The 21878-nt window shown below is 41.6% G+C and carries 21 protein-coding genes and 1 riboswitch; of the genes, 6 read left to right on the forward strand and 15 right to left on the reverse strand.

Annotated elements, in window-relative coordinates; translation table 11 throughout:
- The first annotated feature begins 59 nt into the window (after positions 1 to 59).
- Positions 60 to 458: a transcriptional repressor gene (locus ACESTK_RS14260; RefSeq protein ID WP_118577930.1), complete on the forward strand. Its 399-nt coding sequence runs from the start codon at positions 60 to 62 to the stop codon at positions 456 to 458.
- Positions 459 to 687: 229 nt separating this feature from the next.
- Positions 688 to 1233: an NADH peroxidase gene (locus tag ACESTK_RS14265; protein ID WP_148463755.1), complete on the forward strand. Its 546-nt coding sequence runs from the start codon at positions 688 to 690 to the stop codon at positions 1231 to 1233.
- A 217-nt stretch (positions 1234 to 1450) separates the two neighbouring features.
- Here the strand turns inward: ACESTK_RS14265 and ACESTK_RS14270 are convergent, their stop codons facing one another.
- Both ACESTK_RS14270 and ACESTK_RS14275 read right to left on the reverse strand, forming a co-directional pair.
- Positions 1451 to 2623: a hypothetical protein gene (locus ACESTK_RS14270; protein WP_373120037.1), complete on the reverse strand. Its 1173-nt coding sequence runs from the start codon at positions 2621 to 2623 to the stop codon at positions 1451 to 1453.
- A gap of 367 nt (positions 2624 to 2990) precedes the next feature.
- Positions 2991 to 4250, reverse strand: a complete 1260-nt coding sequence (locus ACESTK_RS14275; protein WP_373120064.1) for a zinc ribbon domain-containing protein — start codon at positions 4248 to 4250, stop codon at positions 2991 to 2993.
- On the opposite strand from ACESTK_RS14275, the gene ACESTK_RS14280 reads away from it, so the two are divergent.
- Entirely contained in the window at positions 4148 to 4468 is a 321-nt protein-coding gene (locus ACESTK_RS14280; protein WP_373120038.1) for a DUF6783 domain-containing protein, read from the forward strand. The genes ACESTK_RS14275 and ACESTK_RS14280 overlap by 103 nt on opposite strands.
- A 61-nt stretch (positions 4469 to 4529) precedes the next feature.
- Here ACESTK_RS14280 and ACESTK_RS14285 read toward each other — a convergent pair whose 3' ends face one another.
- The gene (locus tag ACESTK_RS14285; RefSeq protein ID WP_148463804.1) at positions 4530 to 5234 is read right to left on the reverse strand and encodes a serine/threonine-protein kinase; all 705 of its coding nucleotides are present in this window, start codon (positions 5232 to 5234) and stop codon (positions 4530 to 4532) included.
- Positions 5235 to 5465: 231 nt separating this feature from the next.
- Between ACESTK_RS14285 and ACESTK_RS14290 the strand changes: the two genes are divergently transcribed.
- Complete coding sequence (locus ACESTK_RS14290; RefSeq protein ID WP_148463803.1) at positions 5466 to 5891, forward strand: helix-turn-helix domain-containing protein; 426 nt, start codon at positions 5466 to 5468, stop codon at positions 5889 to 5891.
- Between the two features lie 313 nt (positions 5892 to 6204).
- A riboswitch (Fluoride riboswitch) is annotated at positions 6205 to 6277 on the forward strand.
- A gap of 53 nt (positions 6278 to 6330) precedes the next feature.
- Positions 6331 to 7536, forward strand: a complete 1206-nt coding sequence (locus tag ACESTK_RS14295) for a sodium:proton antiporter (protein WP_195698950.1) — start codon at positions 6331 to 6333, stop codon at positions 7534 to 7536.
- A gap of 111 nt (positions 7537 to 7647) precedes the next feature.
- Here ACESTK_RS14295 and ACESTK_RS14300 read toward each other — a convergent pair whose 3' ends face one another.
- Genes ACESTK_RS14300 through ACESTK_RS14310 form a run of 3 tightly spaced genes read right to left on the reverse strand, consistent with a single transcriptional unit; the run spans position 7648 to position 8572 of the window.
- The gene (locus ACESTK_RS14300; RefSeq protein WP_195698984.1) at positions 7648 to 8010 is read right to left on the reverse strand and encodes a type II toxin-antitoxin system HicB family antitoxin; all 363 of its coding nucleotides are present in this window, start codon (positions 8008 to 8010) and stop codon (positions 7648 to 7650) included.
- The gene (locus ACESTK_RS14305) at positions 7994 to 8251 is read right to left on the reverse strand and encodes a type II toxin-antitoxin system HicA family toxin (protein ID WP_195698949.1); all 258 of its coding nucleotides are present in this window, start codon (positions 8249 to 8251) and stop codon (positions 7994 to 7996) included. Before ACESTK_RS14305 ends, ACESTK_RS14300 begins: the two co-directional genes overlap by 17 nt.
- 45 nt (positions 8252 to 8296) lie before the next feature.
- Positions 8297 to 8572, reverse strand: a complete 276-nt coding sequence (locus ACESTK_RS14310) for a hypothetical protein (RefSeq protein ID WP_195698948.1) — start codon at positions 8570 to 8572, stop codon at positions 8297 to 8299.
- A 218-nt stretch (positions 8573 to 8790) separates the two neighbouring features.
- Between ACESTK_RS14310 and ACESTK_RS14315 the strand changes: the two genes are divergently transcribed.
- Positions 8791 to 9945 (forward strand): iron-containing alcohol dehydrogenase, encoded by a 1155-nt coding sequence (locus ACESTK_RS14315; protein WP_373120042.1) that lies wholly within the window; start codon positions 8791 to 8793, stop codon positions 9943 to 9945.
- 88 nt (positions 9946 to 10033) lie between these two features.
- On the opposite strand, the gene ACESTK_RS14320 is transcribed toward ACESTK_RS14315, so the two are convergent.
- The 9 genes from ACESTK_RS14320 to ACESTK_RS14360 all read right to left on the reverse strand — a co-directional run bounded on the left by ACESTK_RS14320 (position 10034) and on the right by ACESTK_RS14360 (position 21850).
- Positions 10034 to 10186 carry a hypothetical protein gene (locus ACESTK_RS14320; RefSeq protein ID WP_243284452.1) on the reverse strand — a complete coding sequence of 51 codons (153 nt, stop codon included), beginning with the start codon at positions 10184 to 10186 and terminating at the stop codon, positions 10034 to 10036.
- Between the two features lie 12 nt (positions 10187 to 10198).
- Positions 10199 to 10711, reverse strand: a complete 513-nt coding sequence (locus ACESTK_RS14325; RefSeq protein WP_243284451.1) for a hypothetical protein — start codon at positions 10709 to 10711, stop codon at positions 10199 to 10201.
- Positions 10712 to 10993: 282 nt separating this feature from the next.
- Complete coding sequence (locus ACESTK_RS14330; protein ID WP_195698946.1) at positions 10994 to 13936, reverse strand: glycoside hydrolase family 3 C-terminal domain-containing protein; 2943 nt, start codon at positions 13934 to 13936, stop codon at positions 10994 to 10996.
- Between the two features lie 178 nt (positions 13937 to 14114).
- The gene (locus ACESTK_RS14335; protein WP_195698945.1) at positions 14115 to 15431 is read right to left on the reverse strand and encodes an ATP-binding protein; all 1317 of its coding nucleotides are present in this window, start codon (positions 15429 to 15431) and stop codon (positions 14115 to 14117) included.
- On the reverse strand, positions 15424 to 16137 hold the full coding sequence (locus ACESTK_RS14340; RefSeq protein ID WP_195698944.1) for a LytTR family DNA-binding domain-containing protein: 714 nt from the start codon (positions 16135 to 16137) through the stop codon (positions 15424 to 15426). Before ACESTK_RS14340 ends, ACESTK_RS14335 begins: the two co-directional genes overlap by 8 nt.
- 150 nt (positions 16138 to 16287) lie before the next feature.
- Positions 16288 to 17283 (reverse strand): D-alanyl-D-alanine carboxypeptidase family protein, encoded by a 996-nt coding sequence (locus ACESTK_RS14345; protein ID WP_373120047.1) that lies wholly within the window; start codon positions 17281 to 17283, stop codon positions 16288 to 16290.
- 255 nt (positions 17284 to 17538) lie between these two features.
- Positions 17539 to 20046, reverse strand: a complete 2508-nt coding sequence (locus tag ACESTK_RS14350) for a glycoside hydrolase family 3 N-terminal domain-containing protein (protein ID WP_373120048.1) — start codon at positions 20044 to 20046, stop codon at positions 17539 to 17541.
- The gene (locus ACESTK_RS14355) at positions 20046 to 20891 is read right to left on the reverse strand and encodes a carbohydrate ABC transporter permease (protein WP_173717007.1); all 846 of its coding nucleotides are present in this window, start codon (positions 20889 to 20891) and stop codon (positions 20046 to 20048) included. Before ACESTK_RS14355 ends, ACESTK_RS14350 begins: the two co-directional genes overlap by 1 nt.
- Positions 20888 to 21850 carry a carbohydrate ABC transporter permease gene (locus ACESTK_RS14360; RefSeq protein WP_148463497.1) on the reverse strand — a complete coding sequence of 321 codons (963 nt, stop codon included), beginning with the start codon at positions 21848 to 21850 and terminating at the stop codon, positions 20888 to 20890. The genes ACESTK_RS14355 and ACESTK_RS14360 overlap by 4 nt, the downstream gene beginning before the upstream one ends.
- Between the last annotated feature and the right edge of the window lie 28 nt (positions 21851 to 21878).

The raw sequence follows: 21878 nt of genomic DNA on the forward strand, positions 1-21878 counted from the left end.
ATTATCTTGTATATTAATATCAGTAACAATTACTATTATCGAGAGAAAGGAGGAATCAGATGGCCACATTGAAATACAGCCGCCAGAGAGAATCTATTAAGGAGTTTCTTACTGGCAGAACCGACCATCCCACCGCTGATTTTGTTTATGAGAATATGAAGCAGATTTATCCAAACATCAGCCTTGGAACTGTATACCGAAACCTCTCTCTTCTCGCTGATCTGGGTGAAATACAGAAGCTTTCCAGCTTTGGCGGAGCAGACCGATTCGATGCCCGCACCGTTCCCCATTGTCACTTTATGTGCACCCGCTGCGGCAGAGTGATGGACGTATTCAGCGAACATATTGATAAAAGCCTTGAGAGTATTGCAGCTGACTTTAAGGATGGTCAGATTTCCGATTATAAAGCAAGATTTTTCGGAATTTGCAAGGAATGCCTGAAGGAAGAGTCTCACTAATCAGTTGAATAAATTTTTCATTTTCTGATCATAGCTATTCTGTAGGGAATTACAGCCGCTCGACAAGCAATGGCCACAGCACCAAACTTTAAGTGAACATTCGATCCTGTTAGAAAAAAGTTTCAATAACTCTTGACAAGCAAGAAACAATATGTTATCATAAAACAGTAATGATTACTATTATTAAAAACTAAATAAAAATTTTATATAAGAAAAGGAGAATTTAATTATGGCTAAATGGGTATGTAGTGTATGTGGTTATGTTCATGAAGGTGACACAGCTCCGGAAGTATGTCCAATCTGCAAGGCTCCGGCTGAGAAATTTACGAAACAGGATGATGAAATGGCATGGGCAGCTGAGCATGTTGTAGGCGTTGCTAAAGGTGTCAGCGAAGACATCCTTGCTGATTTAAGAGCAAACTTCGAGGGCGAGTGCTCTGAGGTTGGTATGTATCTTGCTATGGCACGTGTTGCTCACAGAGAAGGATATCCGGAAGTTGGTATGTATTATGAGAAAGCTGCTTATGAAGAAGCAGAGCACGCAGCTAAATTCGCTGAGTTATTAGGTGAAGTTGTTACAGACAGCACCAAGAAGAACCTTGAGATGCGTGTAGCCGCTGAGAACGGTGCAACAGCTGGTAAGACTGATCTTGCGAAACGCGCTAAAGCAGCTAACCTTGACGCAATCCATGACACAGTTCATGAGATGGCAAGAGACGAAGCAAGACACGGAAAAGCATTCGCTGGTCTGCTTAAGAGATATTTCGGAGAATAATTTTTACCGGGGAATCGCATAAAATAAAGCTTTTTATAAAAGGGAATCACTTTCGTGATTCCCTTTTTGGGCAGACTTCCGTCATTTTTAATATGTAAATCAGGTGTCCCTAACCCATTTTTCACTCTTAAAAACTCTCAAAATGTGTCTCTCCCGTTTCGTTTAATTTGTGCGGACCACAGTCCCTCCCCGCATAGCTTCTCTCGCTATTTTGTACTTAATTTTCTGTAAATTCATACAACGGCATATTGTTCTCATCATATAAAACAATCATCATAACCGCATTCACCTCGCCGGTTGCACTTTCAAAGCATAATAAATAATAGCCGTCACGGTCTAATGATTTCACAATATAACGTTTTTCCTGATTTCCAGATGTAATTGTTCGGATCAGTTTTCCATCTTCGATTCGCCAGCTTCCATTAATCTCAGGCCAGTTGGGATTTATTTCTTCTCTTGTGCGATAGCTGTCATCTGTTCCAAAGCTTCCAAGCTGTTTTGTATTACCATCTGCGTCATATTCATAAAGGTCTCCGGCACCAGTGGTTCCGCCAATTGCCCAGTTGACCGTATAATACCGGAATCTGCATGGAAAAATGGAGGATAATTCCTCTTCTGTTAAAGTCTCAAACTCGTCTGCATGAGCTTTGAAGTAATAAAATCCACTTTCATAGTCATTATCCGCATCTGTATGATTCACATATGCAGCAATAAAATCATCTTTGGATTTTATAACCTTCTCCGCCTGTGCAAGCTCTGCTTCCTGTTTTTTCCTGCTGCTTTCCTGCGCTTCTTCTATTTCATGTTTACTTTTTCTTTCCTTCCTGCCTTCCTCATCTAACGGCGCACCATATCCGCCTTCATCAATTAGCTCTGCGATATTGCCTGCTTCCAATGCAAAGCTATATTTAGATGAACCAAGATTCAGTACACAACGTATATCATTTCCTTCATATAAATATTTCACAATATCTTCTCCTGAAGATCCGCTGACATAAACATTGCCATTGGGTTCCTCACCTAGCAAACCATATTCATATACCGTATTTATACTTCCAACTTTTATTTTCAATTCTTTAGAATCAGAAGAAAAATAAGTAGCAGGGGTATCCTTATACTCTAAAAGTTTAAAAGATAAATCATAACAATAATCAAATTCATCAAAATTAATATATGCTGTGACAAGCACATCACTTCCAGTTGTTGCCGTATTGCTAAAGGTTCCGGAAACAACCGTACTTATAACAGATTGCCCCGTTGCATCCCCGAGGTCATCTACTACCGCAACTTTTCCCCAGGAGTTATTGTTTCCTTCATCCATACTGGAATCCTCTTCTATTTCTGAAACTACCTCTGCATTCTCTTCCCCATAGGAAAGCGTTGGAGACATAAATACACCCCCCCAATGCCAACGCCAGCGCTAATGTTCTTTTCTTCATCCTTTGACCCCCATTTTTTGTAATTTTATTTGAGACTGATAAGTTATTATATAATAATAGGAGGAAGGAAAGCAATTACCTGAAAGCATAGTACAAGAAGAAATTATTACTATTCACGACCTTCTCAGCAACACGCTTCGCGATGCACAGAAGTCATACTTTGCAGGCTTCTCTTACTGTTGCAGGGAGTCCCGGCGGCATCTGCCATTGTGCCGTAATATAAAAAAGAGTTACAGACCGCAAATTGATCGATCTGTAACCCTAAAAATCTTATTAAAATATTACTTGAACGCTATATAAAAAAGTCCTCACAGAGCATTACTCCGAAGCAGTCTCAAAATTCGCCTTCGCCGTATCCACCGAATGCTCTGCCTTATTATCAATATCCACATCATTTCCTGAAAAAGTGCTTCCCGCGAAATCAAGAACTTCATTTCCAGGCAGATTCTCAATGCAGACCGCCGTTCCATTTCCGGTAAATGTATTATTCAGATAGTTGGGCGCTGTACCATAAGCCATGCTGCTGTTAAACTTCAGTGCAATTTTATTATTGGTAAAAGTACAGTCCATTGCATTTACCCAGGCTTCATTATTGGCAATTGCAGCCGTATCCCAACCATTAAAACTGCATTTGGAAAGTAAAGTAAGACAATACGCGTTCACCCCAATTCCAGAATTCCCTTTAAACTGGATTCCTGACATTTCCGCGTAATTTCCATTCAATCCGCGCAAGCTGACGGTTCCTGTGAAAGTAGTCACGTCATCTCCGTCTGAGCTGCCATAAATTCCCCACACATGATTTCCAAAAACAATATCACCATCATAAGTTACTGCCGGAAGATGAAGGTAAACCGGAGTTTCCGATGACACCTCTTCCTCAATGGAAGCCAGCAATGCATTCAGTTCCTCTGTGGTCTCCATAGGCGTATCCTCTGAAAAATAGGTAACTGCTGCCTGCTTTTCAATGGTAAGCCGTGTGCTAAGAGAAATCGTATCTCCGTTTTTCATCGTCAGGTTCCACAAGATATCGTTAGTACCGCTGTCTGAGGTATAAATAATATCAGAAACATATGCTGCATTTGGAAAACTCTCGTTATGAACCGGTTCTACATAATCTACCTTCCGGGAATTTTCTCCAGGTTTTGTATCCACCTTACAGGAAACTACCTTTTCTGTAAATTCTTCCCACGCCAGTTCTCCAGTCTCCTGATCCAGAACATACAGCTGACATGGAAGGGCACTCTCCATTCCCTGTGCCAGTGTATCAGTACGTTCACCCTGGGCATGTCCTGTTACTCCATCATCTTCGGAAAAATTCAACAGCAGTTTATAAGATTTTCCTTTGTCTGTATAAACCACCTGCGCCCCTCCCTCATAGGACTTCGGACGGTGATGCAGGGAAAAAGCTGCTCCAACAGCTGCCAGAAGCACTACCACAGCAGCTGCTCCAAAAGCCGCCTTTCTCCATCGTTTCGGTGCTTTTATCTCCTGTTTTTCCTTCTGGACTGCTGTACAGTGAGGACAAAAAGAAGCGTTGTCCGAAAGAGGCTGTCCGCATTTTATACATTTTTTACTCATATTTTTCTCCTATTACGATATATTTATGGTTAACATACCTTACAGCTAGAGCGTGTTTGAAAAAGGCTTTCTGCAAAATGTGCGTCACAATTTGTGGGAGATTTCGCTCGGATGAGGGCGCCGTAGCGGGCTACGGCAACCGAATTCCGGTGAAATCTCCCGCAAAGTGGGGCGTGCAGATTGCGGGAATGATTTTTCAAACACACTCTAGTAAGTAATTATCCATCTTGTATTATAAATTTACAGGCTTTTTTCCAGAGACCATAAGCTTTTTATGCTTTACAAAACCTCCATCAGATGAAGGATATTCTTGTATCTTTTCTCCGGATTTACCATGGTACAACGCTGGACGATCCTGCCCATTCTTCCGCTGGCAAGCTTCCTGGAGGGATGTTCCCCAGTCAGCATAATGTTCAGCAGAACTCCCAGTGCATAAATATCCGCACGCCCATCAGACTGGGAGAGCCCATACTGTTCCGGTGCTGCAAAGCCTGTGGTTCCAAGAATCTGTGTATCTTCTCTGTTTTCATTTTTATAAATTCTGGAAGCATCAAAATCGATAAGAACCGCTTCGGTTCCACGTATGATCACATTATCTGGCTTTACATCTCTATGTACAACTCCCAGGGAATGAAGCACCCACAAAGCCATGCACAGCTGGCGGGTGATCTGCTTTGCCTGTGCCGCTGTCAAAAGTCCGCCCTGTAAAATCTCCCCCAGCGTATCACCTTGCACATATTCTTCCAGAAGAGCTGTTTTTCCCTCCTTTTCCCCCACCTCCATGATCTGGGGCAGATTGGGACAGGATACCGTAAGAAGCTTCCGGTACACTTCACTGCTGCCGGAAAAATGTCTGAAAATATAGCGGTTTCCGCTTGCCCTGTGGCGTATCAAGGTTACTTCGCCCCGCTCGCTTTTTTTGATCAATGTGACCCTGTCATATTCGTCACAAACTGCGCCTAAAAGACTGTCATAAATTTCCATATTTCTCCTTATCACCAACTATCATTCCCCAAATGGACATATCACCTGCACGCTATGAGAATCAGCTGTTCCTCGCCAATGGCACTCCCACAGCTATGGAACACTGCCAGAGGGCAACAACCACTATGCTGACTGCATATTGTTTTTCAGAATTTTTTATAGTATAGTTTTATTTGATTGTATTGTTAAAATTATTTTAACTTATTGACAAATTATTGTAAAGGCGCGAATATGAAAAAGAAAAATACAGATGGTTTACAGCAGGAGCTTATGGATTCCCCGGATCTGAGCCAGTTTCTGTCCCAGAACCAGGAGCAATTTGAAAATAAGAGTGTGGCAGAATTATTAAACCGTCTGTTCGAGAAGAAACATATCTCTAAGGCAGCGCTTGCCAAACAGGCCGGTATGAGCGAAATATATCTCCATCAGATTTTCGCAGGCCGCCGTAATCCATCGCGGAATCGTCTGCTGTGCCTGTGTTATGGGCTTGAAGCGACGGTTGACGAAACCCAGGAACTGCTGAAGCTTTGTGGAATGGCACAGCTTTATCCGAAATTAAAAAGAGATGCCATTATTTATTATGGACTGCTTCATAGGCTTAAGTTGTTTGAAATTAATGATAAACTATTTGAGGAGAATGAAGAGACGTTGTTTTAATTCTCTTCCCCCAACGCCTAATGATACAAAACTTAGATTCTACATGTTACAAAGCACGTTGTTGTGCACAGGTTACTGTTCACTGGTAACATTCCGCGAGGTGTTTTTCGTGAACAAAGTTCATAGAAAACCCGAGAATTAAGTTTGCGCAGCAAACGCTACTTCTTGTGCTTGTCACAAGAAGGTTCGTCTTTCTGTGCATCGCGGAGCGGTTACTGGTCACAGAGTGAGCAGTAACGTGCACAGCCGAAGTTGTTATTTGATTTATAATTTCTTCTTGCCACCACTTTTATAATGTGCTATTATACCACCAGAAACAAAGGGGAATGAATGTCTCCCCGGGATCATCCCGAACCGCTTATTAAGCTGATGACTTCTGTGATAACAATTGTCGCAGGAAGCATCAGCTTTTCTGCGTAAAAAGGAGGAATTTATAACAATGTTAACATCTCTGGCTTTTATTTTTCTTGTGGGACTTTCCCTGGCTGCTATTTGCCAGACACTGAAACTACCGCGTATTATCGGTATGCTGATCACCGGTATTTTACTGGGACCTTATGTGCTGAACGTATTGGATCCGTCGATTCTGTCCATCTCATCGGAGCTGCGGCAGATCGCGTTGATCATTATCCTGCTGAAAGCGGGACTTTCCCTGAATCTTGCCGATCTGAAGAAAGTGGGACGTCCTGCCATCATGATGGCCTGCATTCCTGCAACTTTCGAAATCCTGGCTTACTTTTTGCTGGCACCGTATTTTCTGGGAATTACCAGACTGGAAGCGGCTGTGATGGGCGCTGTAATGGGTGCGGTATCCCCGGCTGTAGTTGTCCCAAGAATGGTACAGTTGATGGATGAAAAATACGGCACAGCCAAAAGCATTCCCCAGATGATCCTGGCAGGCGCTTCCTGTGATGATATTTATGTGATCGTGCTGTTTTCCACATTTTCTACTATGGCACAGGGCGGCAGTGCACATGTGAAGGATTTTATCAACATTCCGGTTTCCATTGTCCTGGGTATTGTACTTGGAAGTGTGACTGGTTATCTTCTTTCCCTGTTTTTCGAGACAGCCTACGCCCACAGCCATATGGTGCGGAACAGTATGAAGGTGATCGTGGTAATGGGCATGTCTTTCCTGCTGATGTCTATTGAGACATGGCTGAAACCGGTGGTTTCTATTTCCGGGCTTCTGGCTGTGGTAAGCATGGCTTGCGTTTTAAAGCTAAAGTGTACCTCTTCCGTCTCCGCCCGTCTTTCCCAGAAATTCGGAAAGCTGTGGCTGGCTGCTGAAGTCCTGCTTTTCGTACTTGTGGGTGCATCCGTAGATATCCGCTATACCTTGAAAGCAGGTCCTGCAGCCCTGGCTATGATCTTCGCCGCCCTGCTAATCCGCACCCTTGGCGTCACCCTCTGCGTAGCCGGAACCAACCTGACCGCAAAAGAAAAACTGTTCTGCTCCATCGCCTACCTGCCCAAAGCAACCGTCCAGGCCGCCATCGGCTCCGTCCCAATGGCCATGGGCCTCTCCTGCGGACAGATCGTGCTCTCCATAGCAGTTCTGGGCATTCTGATCACCGCGCCGTTGGGGGCTATTGGGATGGATTGCAGCTATAAGAGGCTGCTGAAACGAGAATCGTGTAGCTAAAATGGCAAAAGGCACCCTTACACAAATTCGTTTGAGGATGCCTTTTTCACTATTCTATTTCAGTTACATATATTTGTTTGAGTTCTCAATCTCTGAATCGTTACGACAATTTTACTTAGAGAATACTGCATCATTTCTGGAAAGAAGATATACACAATATTGATTCATGCTGATTCCTTCTCTCTTAGAATGTTCTGCCAATGATCTATGCAGGCTTCGAGGTATTCTCAACTTAAATTGTCCCGAATAATCTTCCAAGCTGTCTGGCTCATGAATTTCTATCCCATCTTCTAATGCAGCCTCAAGCCAGGCTTTTTTCGCATCCACCGCATTTGCCACTGCACGTTCTAAAGTTTCTCCGCAAGTAATGCAGCCAGGTAAATCTGGATAAGAAACTACAAATCCGCCTTCGTCTTTATCTTCCACAATTTCCATACGATAGGACATTGCCATATAATCATTCAACGTCTTCATCATTTTTCACCTCGCCTTCCACAATCAGTCTTACCATCTCCACATACACTTTCTTGATTGGTTCATGCTTCGGTATTGTAATTGGTGTGCACCCTTGTTTTCTAAACGTATAATGACTGCTTCCACTTCTCGGTGCATTCATTTCATATCCATAACTTTCCAATACCTTCCGCAATTCGTCAAATCGGAGGTCTTTCGATAAATTGCATATACGTGTTATCAGTTTATCCCATTTTGACATTTATTATATCTCCTATTCACATTATATGTGGTGTCGCATATGGTGTCAATCATTTTTTTGTTTGTCAATCTCATCATACCGTTTACATAGATTCAAAATGCTTCTGATTTTTTCCATATTATTATCCCAATATTCATCAGCTGCATCAAATGGCATCCCATCAAGCAGCTCCAGTCTAAATTTTGCTAAATTATATCCCTCTCTCATACCATCAAAATATATTTCTTTAATAAAATTTCCAAGCTTGTCATCTCCGTAACAATACATCGTTTTAGAAAATTTCTTATTATCGATCAATTTTCCAAGGTCTTCTTTTGACATTCTTTTTCGCCTCCTTGTGGTATATTTTTTATACATTTAGTTTATCAATATAGTAGTAGTATTGTCAAGCCATTTATAAGAATATACAAATATCATAATTTTGACTTTAACATAGATGACCGAATTCGCAAAAGTAATGGATATTTTTCAAATCCTGCTATATAATGGGCTCAGAATAAAAAAACTGCTGTTGCATATTTTTACGGAGGAACTTTCTTATGATAAATTTTGATTTTTTCACTCCTACTAAGATTCTGTTTGGAGCTGGGCGTGAGAGTGAGGTTGGAAAACAGGTTGTAGCCTTTGGTGGACATAAGGTTATGATCGTTTATGGAAAAAAGGGCGGACACATTGAGACTTCCGGGCTTTTGGACAGGGTTCATAAGAGTTTAAGTGATGCAGGTCTTTCCTACGTAGATTTGAACGGTGTTGTACCAAACCCACGTCTTTCCCTGGTAAAAGAGGGGATCCGCATTGGACGTGCGGAAGGTGTTGACTTCCTTCTGCCCATTGGCGGGGGCAGCGTAATTGATACGGCTAAGGGAATCGGTTACGGAATTGCCAATGATTTTGAGATGGAAGACCTGCTTTATGGATGTGTAAAAACAGATAAAAACCTGCCCATTGGCGTTGTTCTTACAATTGCCGCGGCAGGCTCTGAAATGTCTTCTTCCATGGTCCTCACAATTGAAGACGGCATGATGAAGCGTTCTTATGGACATGACTGCGCACGTCCGAAATTTGCTATTATGAACCCGGAGCTGACTTACAGCCTTCCGGCTTATCAGACTGCCAGCGGCGCTGCTGATATCATGATGCACACCATGGAGCGCTATTTTACCCCAACTGACACGGATACCAGCCTTACTGACCGAATCGCAGAGGGACTGATGGTTTCTGTCCGCGATGCAGCCCAGGTTGCGGTAAAGGAGCCGGAAAACTATGAAGCCCGGGCTACTCTTATGTGGGCTGGAAGCCTTTCCCACAATGGACTAACTGGTGCAGGACGTATTTCTGATTTCGGAACACACAAGATCGAGCATGAGCTGGGCGGTATGTTTGATGTGGCACATGGTGCCGGACTTGCAGCTATATGGGGAAGCTGGGCGAAATATGTGTATAACACAAATCCAGGAAGATTTGCACAGTTTGGTGAAAAAGTTTTCGGGGATAGTGATTCCATCACCGCCTGGAAAACCTGGTGCCACTCCATAGGCATGCCAATCACCCTTACTGAACTAGGCATCCATCCAACCGACGCCCAGTTTGAGGAAATGGCTGAGAAATGCGTTTTCGGCAGAAATGGACATGTTGGATTTTTCCAGCCGCTGACGAAAGGAGATATTGTGGCAATTTTGAAAATGGCAAAATAACACCGCTCCAACATATTTAAACTGGGGTACAAATTGTATCCCAGTTTAAATATATACGTTTAATTGAAATGAATGTTTTTTATTTTGCTTATTCTATTCCAAACTCATCCATAAGTTTTTGGCAAAATTCCGGATCTTTTACAGCTCTTTTGCAGTCGTCTACTCTATTTTCTTCCAGCAACTTGTCCATTAGCTTGGCTATAGAGTTACGCCCTTCTGCACGCGCCTTGTCTTTTTCCATTTCCATTTCTTCCTATCTCTGCATATATTTCACACTCACTTCCTCACTGGATTTGATACTGCATATACGCTCCTGCATCTTATGTATTCTAGGACTTGTGCAAGAATCTGCCACTTCCTGAGTTGTATTTTCTATGTAGTGAAGCAATTCCACCAGTTCCGGGCTCACGTCTTCTGGATTCGTTCCATGCGTGTTTAGAAAAATGCGGGTTGCTCCATCATTTAGCAATACCGAAAAAGATTCCTGACATGTCATCTGAAAGGTGTACATATATTTTCCTTCGCCAAACAAATCAAATGGAGCTATTAATATAATGTACACATCATTCATCTTATTAAAGTCTTTTTCTCCAGGCTCCAATAATTTTGAATCGATCATGCTCTGGTAAAACCTGCTTCTTTTCGGAAGATTCTTAGTATTTTTTCCAAAAATGATCTCCAACACATCCCGCATATTCTCCGGATCCTCCATCGCCTCAGCAAACAGAAAACGGTCCAGCAGATTCAATTCCTTAAGATCTTTCATCAAACAGTTTTCCTTTTATTATATAGTTTTCTATATTGAAAGTAAAGAATAACTGTGCACCGTTTTTCTTGTGTTTTCCTATATTTAAATAGCTTACAAGGTTATCTGCATAAAGTAAAGTTTTATCGTTCGTAAAATTCTCCTATAAAACGACATATCTTGCAACAGTTCAGAACCCCAGGGGACTGTGAAAAAGCTGAAAACTATGATGCCCCTGTAGGCTGTCTATTTTTGACAGCCCACAGGGGCATTGAAATTTCGAAGCAATTTAGCTTGCGCATTTTATGCTTCCTGCTCTTTTTTCTTCTTTCTGTAATTAAGAATTACTGCAACCTCAGCAACAACCAGAAGTACACCTAAAATCACATCAACTGTAATAAATGTTTTTCTCCATGCAGGCATCTTGGTTGCATTTTCATATGCCTGATCGGTATAAGCACCACTGTTTACAACCATATACAGAATATTCTTGGATGCCTGGCGAAGAGCCTTTGTCATAGTTGCACTCTTATCTGTGATATGCGCAAACTGGCTTACCATGTTCAGCATAAGGTCTGTTCCCGCACGCACCCCTGCATCTGCATTCTGATAACCATATCCACCAAAATAGTCTGTAATTGCCGCGCCGCGGAAGCCCCACTCATCTCTGAGAACTTCTGTCATTAATGGCTTGCTTGCTCCCACCCATGCAGTTCCAATGAAGTTAAAGGCAACCATAACGCCAATGCTTGTACCTTCAAAATTCTTTATTGCAACCTCAAATGGTTTCAGATAAATTTCACGCATAGCCTGCTCGGTTGTCCATGTGCAAAGCATTTCTCGAGTATTGATTTCCTGGTCATTTAATGCAAAATGCTTCAGATATGCATAAACACCTTTTGTTGCTGCACCATTAATCTCAGCAGCACCAATGTAACCGCCAAGCACGCCATCTTCTGAATAATACTCAAAGTTTCTTCCGCCAAACGCAGATCTGTGAGTATCCATAGCAGGACCATACCAGCCATAATTGTCAATATCAGCAAACTCCTGCCCCATTGCCTCACCGAATTTCTCAGCAATCTCTTTGCTCCAGGTCTGTGCCAGCATTACCTCTACGCAATAAGACGTTCCATAATGCTGTGTCATAAAGTTATTTACACCAGCTGGTCCGTCGCATTCCGCTGTTTCCACCTTGTCAATGGATTTGATTGCCGCAGTATGCCAGCCGCCAAACTCAATCATATTCTCCATCTCGTCATAGGTCAGCTCATCCAGCAGATCATCCCATTTTGGATCATCATAATCCAGACCTCTTAAATCCGCCAGTTTCACACCATTCTTTGCTCCGGTAATCGGCATACCATCGGAATCATCATTATAAATAGTTCCATCGTAATTTGCGTTGGAAACATACGTTGCCAGAAGCTCATCACTCATATTGTGCTGTTTTTCAGATGGAGCAGAAACTGCCTCTTCGTAATTTGCGAAACCATCTTTTCTGGAAAGATAAGTAATGTCACAGCTATCGTCACCTTCCACATCTGCAAAACGCGTTACTGCTGCTGTATCATCAGAACTTCTTGGATTGCTCTCATCATATACAATCGTATCAGATACTTCGTAAGTTTTTTCATCCAGAATATTATGGGAGTCAGAACGAACACTGATTCCATATTCTCCTTTTTCCAGTACATAACACTGATTATCATAGCTGTCAAAAGCTGCCATATCATCTTTGTTGAAAGAAATCGTTACAGTCTGACTCTCACCTGGCTGAATCAGGTCTGTTTTTTCAAACTGGATCAGGTTTGCAGAAGCCTTCTCAATTCCACCGTTTGTATATGGCGGATTGTAATACACTTCTACTACATCTTTTCCTGCAGTATCCCCTTCATTTGTTACTGTAACATCAAATGTAATGTTTCCATTTTCGTCTTCCTGAATCTCACCCATTTTCTGGGAAAATTCTGTATAGGAAAGTCCATAACCAAATGGATACTGTACAAAATCATCATAATCAATGAGTCCTTCCTCAGCTGCAGTCTCATAGAACTTATATCCTACATAAATGCCTTCATTGTAATCAACAAATGTTCCCGGATAGAGAGAACCATTATCTGCTGCGATGATCTGGTCTGTATAATCCTGGATATTATCATATGTAAAATCTCCAATATTGTTGAAATATGGAGTGTTTGTCAGATCCTTTACCCATGTATCAACTGTTTTTCCGCTTGGATTTATTTCACCGGAAACAATCTCTCCCAGGGCATTGAATCCAGTACTTCCTGCACCAGGACAAAGAATCACACCTCTGATCTGCGGATACTCATCAGTCCAATCCATCTCCATTGTGTTGGCACCATTGTAAACAACAATTACACTATCAAAATTTTCACAAACAAGATTTACCATATCCTGTTCTGTTTTGTCCAGTGTAAGATAAGACTGCCCTTTTTCAAAATCATCGTAATCGCCATTATTGGTATATGTACCATTTTCAGCAATGGACTGATTATCTGGGTCAAAATTGTCATTGTGGATTACCTCATACATATCAGTCGGAAGGTCGAAGCACTCTCCGCTAACACGGGAAACAACAACCACTGCATAATCAGAAAAATTCTTTGCGTTTTCCAGCATTTCTTCACTGTAGGAATCTGCCGTAGGCTCAGGTAAAGTATAATCCTGCACAGAAGTACCAGCTTCCGGCCTTGCCTCTGCATAATCCTTATAGAAATCTGTCAGTTCTGTATTCAGCTCAAATCCTGCATTTTCAAGTCCCTGCAGCAAAGATACAGAAGATGAAGAATCAGAAGCTCCGGAACCGGATCCTCCATAGATTGGGTTCGTAGAAGCCCAACCAAATACATTTAACTTTTTCTCATCTGTTACAGGAAGCACTTTGTCCTCATTCTTTGCCAGAATGATTCCTTCCTCTGCTGTTTCTTGTACTGTGTTTCTGGATGCCTCTTTGGCTTCCTCGGAAATATCCTTTTTCTCAGCTAACGCCGCGTTTAAAGTATCTCCATAGACTCCAAAGCAAATTGCGTTTACACAAACTACTACAGCCAGCAGCCATGCAAACAAAGCTTGCCATCTGATCAGACGTTTCTTCGGCTTATCCATTTTACGAACTGCTACTACCACTGCAATTGCTATCACCAGAAGAACAGCCATTACGATCAGATATCCTGAGATTGTACTCAGGACCATTTTTACATCTTCTGCACTAAATGTCATTTCTTTTTCCTCCCTTGTTTTTCTACCATTTCTCAGACGTTTTTATTTTCCTGTTTCTTTATAGAATAACCAGGAACATTTTTTGTTCCTTTTGTCTGATTACCGGCTCTTTTTACAAGAGAGAACATAACACAAATGCTTATTCCATTGAGATATTTTACCTGTTTTGACATTTTCCTTACATAATTGGCATCAAAACCTTTATTACAAACCAGTTATCTTCACACTGAATCTGAACATGTCCATTATATTTTTTCACAGTATAAATAATGCTGGTAACACCATATCCATGCCTGTTCTTATCTTCCTTTGTAGTTACAGGAACACCTTTTTCAAATTTCAACTGCTCATAGCAGCAATTTTCAAAGCGAATGATCAGAAACTTGTTTTTCTGATAAACAGAGCCTTGAATTATTCTGTCATCTTCATCCTCATATTTTGCCACACATTCCATGGCATTATCTATAATATTTCCAAAAATATTGCTGATATCGCGGACAGCCAGATTCTTCAGCAACCTTCCATCTGCATTGCAGATAAATTGAATATTTTTCTGCGCACACTGCATCTGCTTCTGGGTAAGAATGGAGTCCAGCACTGCATTTCCAGTTACCTTTTGAGAATCATATTGTTGTACAGCCGCTTCCAGTTCCTTCAAATAAGTCTCCCGTTCTTCTGACGAGCAAGCACTCCGAAGCGCCGCAATCTGGTGTTTCAGATCATGGCATTGGCGACTGATATATTCCGTGTTCATTTTATAATCCAGATATTGCTTGTACTGCAAATTTAGCATATGATTGATTGCCGTCAATTCTTTTTTGACACTCTCTTCCTGCCAGCTTCTTTGAAGAAAAAGAATTACCGCAATTGCCCCGAAATCAACCAGTGTTCTGATGATTGCCAAAATCATACTTGCATCAATTTCCACTGTAGTCCGATAATCCACACGATAAAAGCCCAGATTTCCAACAATCATAGCTAACAAAGCAATCAGAACAAATACCAGTGTCTGTTTCTTTTCCATATCTGCAAAGCGTTCTGAAATTTTTCTTTCCAGATAATAGAAAATTCCATACGCAAGCAAAAAAGAACTGACCAATATAAAAAATGCCCATCCATTCCATAAAGTAGCTCCACCAATAAGCCAGCAACTCAGCATCCATTCTGCGGACGCGGCAAATTCACCGGTTACAAATCCAATCATGCCGTAACCTATTGCACTACAAAAATCTATTTCACAGATTACCCATATGCATAAGATCATTACAAGAACACTGATTACCATATCAATAATCCATTCAATAGTAGTTCTCTGCAACCAGCTTACGATTACAAAATTTAATGTTAAAATTACAATCTCAGATAGTAAAATTTCAACCAAAGAAATTATTTTGGACTTCCTTTTTTCCAGAAGCAGGATCATTACTGTAATTCCAAGCCACTGAGACAACGCTGTAATAAGCCGAGGAATTCCCGGCAATGCCGCTTCAAACATATTCTCCCTCTCCCATATATTCTGTCAATTGTTCCATAAACTCTTTCTTTCTAGAACGGCTCACCGTCAATGTCTCGCCATGTACCAGAATCTCATTATTTTTCACACTCTGTACCTTTGCAAGATTTACGATCAGTCCGCTGTTACAGCGAAAGAACGGCTTCCCTTCCAATCTTTTCTCCATTTCTTTAATGGTACAGTAAAAAATAATATCTTCCTGTTCCAGGTGAATATGAAGATAATGTTCTCTGTTTTCCATATAGAAAATATCGTTTAAACTTACATTTCTTACACCTGCCTGAAGCTGTAAGGACAGATACTCCGCTTTTTTACTTTCCAGTTCTTTGCGTGCCCTGTCCATCTGCTGGGCAAAAAGTTTATAGCGCACTGGCTTCAAAATAAACCCTCTGGCCTCCACATCGTAGCCTTGTATGGCATACTCTGCCATATTCGTAATGAAAATAATAATAACCTCTTTGTCTTTTTCCCGAATCTTTCTAGCAGCTTCCATACCATCAATATGCTTCATGCGAATGTCCAGCAGGATAACTTCAAACTGACCTGCATATTCATCCAGAATATCAATTCCGTCACAATAAATTCTGGTCTGTATGGAAATCCCCTTTTCCTTCCCATATCTGGAAAGAAACTCCGATAACTGCTCTCTGTACTTTTCTTCATCTTCCACTACTGCTACATGAATCATTTCGTTTCTCCCTGATTTTTATTGTATCTACTATTATTCAAGGTAGCATCTTTTATTCAATATTACAAGTAAGTAACTGTCATAGAATTATTCTCCAATTGTTCCTGTTCACTCCGTGACCCGGAATCTCCAATTTCCCCACGCAGGCTCTTATTTTTTCGCCACTGCTTCGCCCAGTCGGTTATAAATTGTTTTCGCGTCCAGAATGTGCGGCACTCCCGTAGCGTCCGCCGCGGCGCCTGCAGTTACCAGAATGTACTCCCTGTCATATATCTGTGCAAAGCTTGCCAGACAATGCCCTGCCTCAGAGGTATACCCGGTTTTGCCACCTAGAATTTCCCCGCCGGTTACCGATGTATCCGACATATTTTTAAACATGGTACTGTAATAGGTAATTCCATCCGGATGTACATTGGTAGCTGGCGTAGAATGGAAATGGCTTTCTGCCACTTCACGGAAAGTATCATTATGTAACGCATACTTAAGCAGCAGCGCAATATCATATGCTGTACTATAATGCTCTGGATCATGTAAGCCAGTACAATCCATAAAATGGGTATCCTTCATCCCAATGGACTTGGCCTTCTTATTCATCTTTTCCACAAATGCTTCTTCTGAGCCGGATGCTTCATCTGCCAAGGCCAGACAACATTCTGCTCCGGAAGGCAGCATTACGCCGTAGACCAGATCACGCACTCTCACGCTCTCCCCTGGCTGAAAGCCTGCCTGTGTGGCATCATGTCCGTCCAGAGCATAAAAAATATTCTCACTTAAAGTAATCTCATGATCCAGATCTGAAAATGCTTCCAACGCCACAATTGCAGTCATGATCTTCGTCATGGATGCCGGATAAATCCGCTCTTCCCCATTTAGATTTCCAATGACCTTTCCGCTTTTTACATCCATTAAAAGCACATTTGAGCTGTTCACTCCCGACACATCCAGTTCCGTCGCAGGCGGTCTGTCGAAAATCCCGAGCACTCCCGACACTTTAGCACTAAGTCCTCTATCCCAACAAAACGCCAAAGCCAACACTGCCAGAATCAAAACTTCCACCAGCGCACTAATCAAAACCCGACGTCTCTGTTTCTTTCTACGAATTCTCCTCTTCCGCTCCATCTGCGCCCGTTTGCTTCGCTCATCCATTTAGACTCTCCTTCCATTTTCCACTGCTTTTATACGCTCCTCTTGCTTTCGTCTATTTCTATACTCTGCCACAGCAAAGCACCATCTTTCACCTCAAGCTCCATTCCAGATTTTCTTTTTGTATCGCTGGTATTTTCCATACTACCACATCTCTCTTTATAATTTCTATAAAAATGAAAAAAAATAAGAGCAAAGTACACATACGCATACCTTGCTCAGTCCTTTTAGTCAAGCGAATATTCGCAATCCGCTTCACTACTTGCTCATAACCAAATAACTGCTTCGCAGTTTATCAATTAGTTTCAAGACCCTTCTGGCACAAATACGAATTTCTTCTTCTGAAAGCTCCCCGCTTCTGTAACCATCCAGAATACTTTTATGATCATTCTCACTTCCCGGCATGATAATATCATTTCCGGCAGCTGTGCACTTCCATGGAATACTTCCGTCCTTGGGTTCCGTAGTATTCCAGTCCGACATGATCACGCCCTCAAATCCCCACTCATCACGCACAATTCTGGTACACAGATCCTTGCTGTTTGCGGCATGTACCCCATTTACCAGATTATAGGAGGACATAATTGCCACAGGTTTACTCTCCTTTATGGCAATCTCAAATCCACGACAATAAATCTCACGAAGAGCCCTTTCAGAAAGATGAACATCTACTCCCATACGATTATCTTCCTGATTATTGCATGCAAAATGCTTAATCGTTACCCCGCATCCTGCTTTACTCTGAACCCCTTTGGTAACTGCTGCTGCCAGACTTCCTGCAAGCAGCGGGTCCTCTGAATAGTATTCAAAGTTTCGTCCGCACAGGGGATTTCTGTGAATATTCATTCCCGGTGCCAACCAGAGATTGACGCCAAATTTCTCCATTTCCTCAGCTATCATTTCTCCAAACTCTTTCAACAGCTGCCGATTCCAGGACTGCGCCAAAGCTGTACCAACCGGAAAAGCAGTACAGTACTGATAATACGTATCTGCATTTTGGTGAGGCTTTTCTGTTACCAGAAATCCATTTTCCAAAGAACCAAGAACACCGATTCCATAAACAGAATCATTCTCGCGATTTACCTCATAACTTCTTTGCAGTCTGATACCAGCTGGTCCGTCTGCCATGATCAATACCGGAACTCCATATTTTTCATAAAGAGCTTCTGAAGTTTCGCCAGCTGAACCAGGCACTTTAATCCCTGCTGCTCCAAGATTGCTGCTAATACCACCAGTATTTCCGTATAAAAGTGGGATCAATTCTTCTACAGGCAGCTCTTCTGCCAGAATTTCCAGCGAGTTTCCCATGGCCAGAGACTCTCGGTCAACATTTCCAGCCTTTTGTTTTCTCTGCAATGCTTCAAACTGTATGGTGGGAAAATCAGCATTTCTACTTTTCTCCAGCTGCTTTTCTGCAGCCTTTACATTCTTCGAAGCTTCCAGTTTTTCAGATAATTCAACCAATGCTTCCAGTTTCTGCGTCTGCTCCAGAACTACATCCTGGTTCACATTTATAAAAGCCTCCAGCTTCAGATTGGCTGAATTATTTCCAATCCAGAGACCATACTTTCCTGTTTCCACAATCCAGGCATTTGCATCCTCAAAAAAGCTTGCAATAGTTTTTCCATCAAACAGGATTTTTAATTCCTGTTTTTCTCCCGGCTTTAATACATTTGTCTTTGCATATCCAACCAGGCGATGGTATTCTTTCTCTATCCTGCCCCGGGGAAGTGATACATACACCTGTACAACTTCTCTTCCTGCAAAAGTATTTCCAATATTCTCTACAGATACATTTACTGCAATCTTATCCTTGTCAATTTCAATACTGCAAAACTGAATCTTAAAATCTGTATAAGAAAGACCGAAGCCAAAAGGAAAAAGTGGCTTTACACCAAAACTATCGAAATACCGATAGCCCACATAAATTCCTTCTTTATATTCTTCCAATTCCAGATTTCCATTCAGATAACTAAAATTCTCTGCAAATGGCACATCCGCATATTTTTTTGCCCAGGTTGTTGTAAGCTTTCCGCTTGGAACAGCTTCTCCAAGAAGGATCCTTGCAACCGCACGTCCCCCCTCCTGTCCAAGCTGGGAAATATTGAGGATACCTTTTATCCACTGCGCTTTTTCCAGAATATCTGTAAGCTCCACAGGACCACCGGCATTTATAAGCAGAACAATAGGCACACTTCTGCTGTTTAGAAAAAGAATATCTTTCTCTTCTCGTTCACTAAGATAATAGTCACCTTTTTCAAGACGACGATCTTTTCCTTCACCAGAAATACGGCTGATTACATAAACAACAATTTCAGCTTCCTGGATATCCATTTCAGAAACAGGACGCCCCTCCGGCATGATAAATGGATTGGATGCATAGGCATCAAAAGGATTATTTACATGCTTTGCTTCTTCAAGAATTTTCTCTTTCCATATAAGTCTCGCTTTCTGATAGCGATGTTCATAATCATCCAGCCAGTCCCTGCTGGTGATCCGAATTCCGGATTCTTCCATTCCTTCGTAAATGGTAATATTCTGCCTGTTATTTACATCTCCGGAACCAATCCCCCCTTTTACAGTTTTATCCGCACCGATGCCCAAAAGGGCAACCGATGCAGATAATGAAATGGGAAGAATATTTTCATTTTTCAATAGAACAATGCCTTCCTCTGCCGCTTTTTCTGCAAAAGAGCTATGCTTTTTCTCGCAGACAGATATTTCCGGATTCAAAGTCCCACTGTGCTTAAACTGTGTAAACGCCATTACTCTTTGACACCACCAAGGGTAACACCTGCAATAATATACTTGGAAAGAAGCAGGTACACAACAATGATCGGCACGATCGCAACTGTGATCATCATGTAAATTTTACCCATATCAAAATTCATATAATCAGCACCACGAAGAGTAGCGATCAGAATCGGCACCGTCATTTTACTCTTGGACTGGATGATCAGGGCCGGTACAAAGTAGTTGTTCCAGGAACCAACAAATGTAAAAATCGCCTGAACTGCAATTGCAGGCTTCATAATTGGAAGCACAATGCGATTAAAGGTATGGAATTCTCCGGAACCATCGATTCTGGCAGCCTCTACAAGAGAAAGCGGCAGAGATGACTGCAGATAACTGTACATAAAATAAAATACAGCTGGAGATGCAATGGAGGGAATGATCAGCGGCAGAAGGGAATCATATAATCCCATCTTCGTAACCAGACGAAGGAATCCCATTGCAGTAACCTGCGTTGGCATTACAAGAATTGCCATGATAAATGTAAAAGCAACCTTTCTTGCCTTAAACTCATAAGCATAAAGACCATATGCCGTAAGGGATGAAAAATATGTACAAAGTGCGGCACTGCAGGAAGATACGATCACACTGTTCAAAATTCCCCGAAACATTGGAAAGCTTCCGTCGTTTGCCACGTTTTTCAGATTCTCAAGGAAATATTTTCCTGGAAGTGCTGAGAAACCTTTCTGCAGATCCCCATGAGATCTGGTTGCATTAATTATCAATACGTAAAAGAAGAACAGGCACATAAAAGACAGAAGAATCAGTACGATATGTGCGAAAACTGTTCTGAATTGGCTTCCTGCTTTCTTCTTCATCTTCTTAATCTTCTCCTTTCTTCCTTAGCACGTTTTTTTGCAGCCTTTTTGGAACCATCCGGATCATTATCATTGGTCATGCGATATACGATGAAGCATAAAATACCACTGATAATAAACAGGTAAACAGATAATGCACCAGCCATACCATAGTTCTTACTCTTCAGATGACTGTTCAGGAACATGATCAGCGTCATAGACGTTCTATCTGGATTACCCTGTCCATTTGTCAGGATCTGTGGTACATCAAACATCTGAAGACCACCAATTATAGATGTGATCAATGTATATGCAAGAATCGGTCTGATCAGCGGCAATGTAATATAATAGAAACGTTGAATACTATTGCAGCCATCCAGGTCAGAAGCCTCAAAAATATCCATACTGATACCCATAACAGCCGCCATCAGCATAATCGTTGTATTTCCAAACCACATAAGGAAGTTCATAAAGCCAATTAATGATCTTGTTCCAACTACAGATCCCATAAAATCAATAGGGTCTTTAATCCATCCAAGAGACATCAGAATAGAATTTATTGGTCCGTTTGTAGAAAACATAGTAAAAAATAAAAGTGCAAATGCAGATGCCATAATCAGGTTCGGCAGATATATTACCACTTTAAAAAACTGTTTTCCTCTTATTTTCAAACGGGCATCTGTAAACCAGGCTGCCAGAACTAACGCAACCACAATCTGCGGCACAAATCCGATCAGCCACAGAATCAATGTGTTTGCTCCATATTTAAACATATCGGATTTCAGCAGACTGATGTAATTTGCCATTCCAATAAAATTGGGTCCGATTTCTTTAATTCCAGAACGGAAATATTCAAAAAAGCTGTAACGGACCGTATCAACCAATGGAATCAAAGAAAAAATCAAATAGATTATAAAAAAAGGAAGGATAAACAGGTAGCCCCATTTTCCATAATTAATGCTTTTCTTGTTTTTCTTCATAACAGTTCTCCTTTACACACATCTTACA

The organism is Ruminococcus sp. Marseille-P328, assembly GCF_964249465.1.
GTDB lineage: Bacteria > Bacillota > Clostridia > Lachnospirales > Lachnospiraceae > Blautia_A > Blautia_A faecis.

What these genes read in the sequence shown, in the direction of transcription:
- ACESTK_RS14355 (WP_173717007.1), bottom strand. Translation starts at nt 20,891, where the DNA reads ATGAAGAAGAAAGCAGGAAGCCAATTCAGAACAGTTTTCGCACATATC.
- ACESTK_RS14335 (WP_195698945.1), bottom strand. Translation starts at nt 15,431, where the DNA reads ATGTTTGAAGCGGCATTGCCGGGAATTCCTCGGCTTATTACAGCGTTG.
- ACESTK_RS14260 (WP_118577930.1), top strand. Translation starts at nt 60, where the DNA reads ATGGCCACATTGAAATACAGCCGCCAGAGAGAATCTATTAAGGAGTTT.
- ACESTK_RS14270 (WP_373120037.1), bottom strand. Translation starts at nt 2,623, where the DNA reads ATGTCTCCAACGCTTTCCTATGGGGAAGAGAATGCAGAGGTAGTTTCA.
- ACESTK_RS14305 (WP_195698949.1), bottom strand. Translation starts at nt 8,251, where the DNA reads ATGTCAAAATGGGATAAACTGATAACACGTATATGCAATTTATCGAAA.
- ACESTK_RS14275 (WP_373120064.1), bottom strand. Translation starts at nt 4,250, where the DNA reads ATGAGTAAAAAATGTATAAAATGCGGACAGCCTCTTTCGGACAACGCT.
- ACESTK_RS14265 (WP_148463755.1), top strand. Translation starts at nt 688, where the DNA reads ATGGCTAAATGGGTATGTAGTGTATGTGGTTATGTTCATGAAGGTGAC.
- ACESTK_RS14340 (WP_195698944.1), bottom strand. Translation starts at nt 16,137, where the DNA reads ATGATTCATGTAGCAGTAGTGGAAGATGAAGAAAAGTACAGAGAGCAG.
- ACESTK_RS14295 (WP_195698950.1), top strand. Translation starts at nt 6,331, where the DNA reads ATGTTAACATCTCTGGCTTTTATTTTTCTTGTGGGACTTTCCCTGGCT.
- ACESTK_RS14310 (WP_195698948.1), bottom strand. Translation starts at nt 8,572, where the DNA reads ATGTCAAAAGAAGACCTTGGAAAATTGATCGATAATAAGAAATTTTCT.
- ACESTK_RS14285 (WP_148463804.1), bottom strand. Translation starts at nt 5,234, where the DNA reads ATGGAAATTTATGACAGTCTTTTAGGCGCAGTTTGTGACGAATATGAC.
- ACESTK_RS14315 (WP_373120042.1), top strand. Translation starts at nt 8,791, where the DNA reads ATGATAAATTTTGATTTTTTCACTCCTACTAAGATTCTGTTTGGAGCT.
- ACESTK_RS14325 (WP_243284451.1), bottom strand. Translation starts at nt 10,711, where the DNA reads ATGAAAGATCTTAAGGAATTGAATCTGCTGGACCGTTTTCTGTTTGCT.
- ACESTK_RS14330 (WP_195698946.1), bottom strand. Translation starts at nt 13,936, where the DNA reads ATGACATTTAGTGCAGAAGATGTAAAAATGGTCCTGAGTACAATCTCA.
- ACESTK_RS14300 (WP_195698984.1), bottom strand. Translation starts at nt 8,010, where the DNA reads ATGAAGACGTTGAATGATTATATGGCAATGTCCTATCGTATGGAAATT.
- ACESTK_RS14320 (WP_243284452.1), bottom strand. Translation starts at nt 10,186, where the DNA reads ATGGAAAAAGACAAGGCGCGTGCAGAAGGGCGTAACTCTATAGCCAAG.
- ACESTK_RS14350 (WP_373120048.1), bottom strand. Translation starts at nt 20,046, where the DNA reads ATGGCGTTTACACAGTTTAAGCACAGTGGGACTTTGAATCCGGAAATA.
- ACESTK_RS14290 (WP_148463803.1), top strand. Translation starts at nt 5,466, where the DNA reads ATGAAAAAGAAAAATACAGATGGTTTACAGCAGGAGCTTATGGATTCC.
- ACESTK_RS14345 (WP_373120047.1), bottom strand. Translation starts at nt 17,283, where the DNA reads ATGGATGAGCGAAGCAAACGGGCGCAGATGGAGCGGAAGAGGAGAATT.
- ACESTK_RS14360 (WP_148463497.1), bottom strand. Translation starts at nt 21,850, where the DNA reads ATGAAGAAAAACAAGAAAAGCATTAATTATGGAAAATGGGGCTACCTG.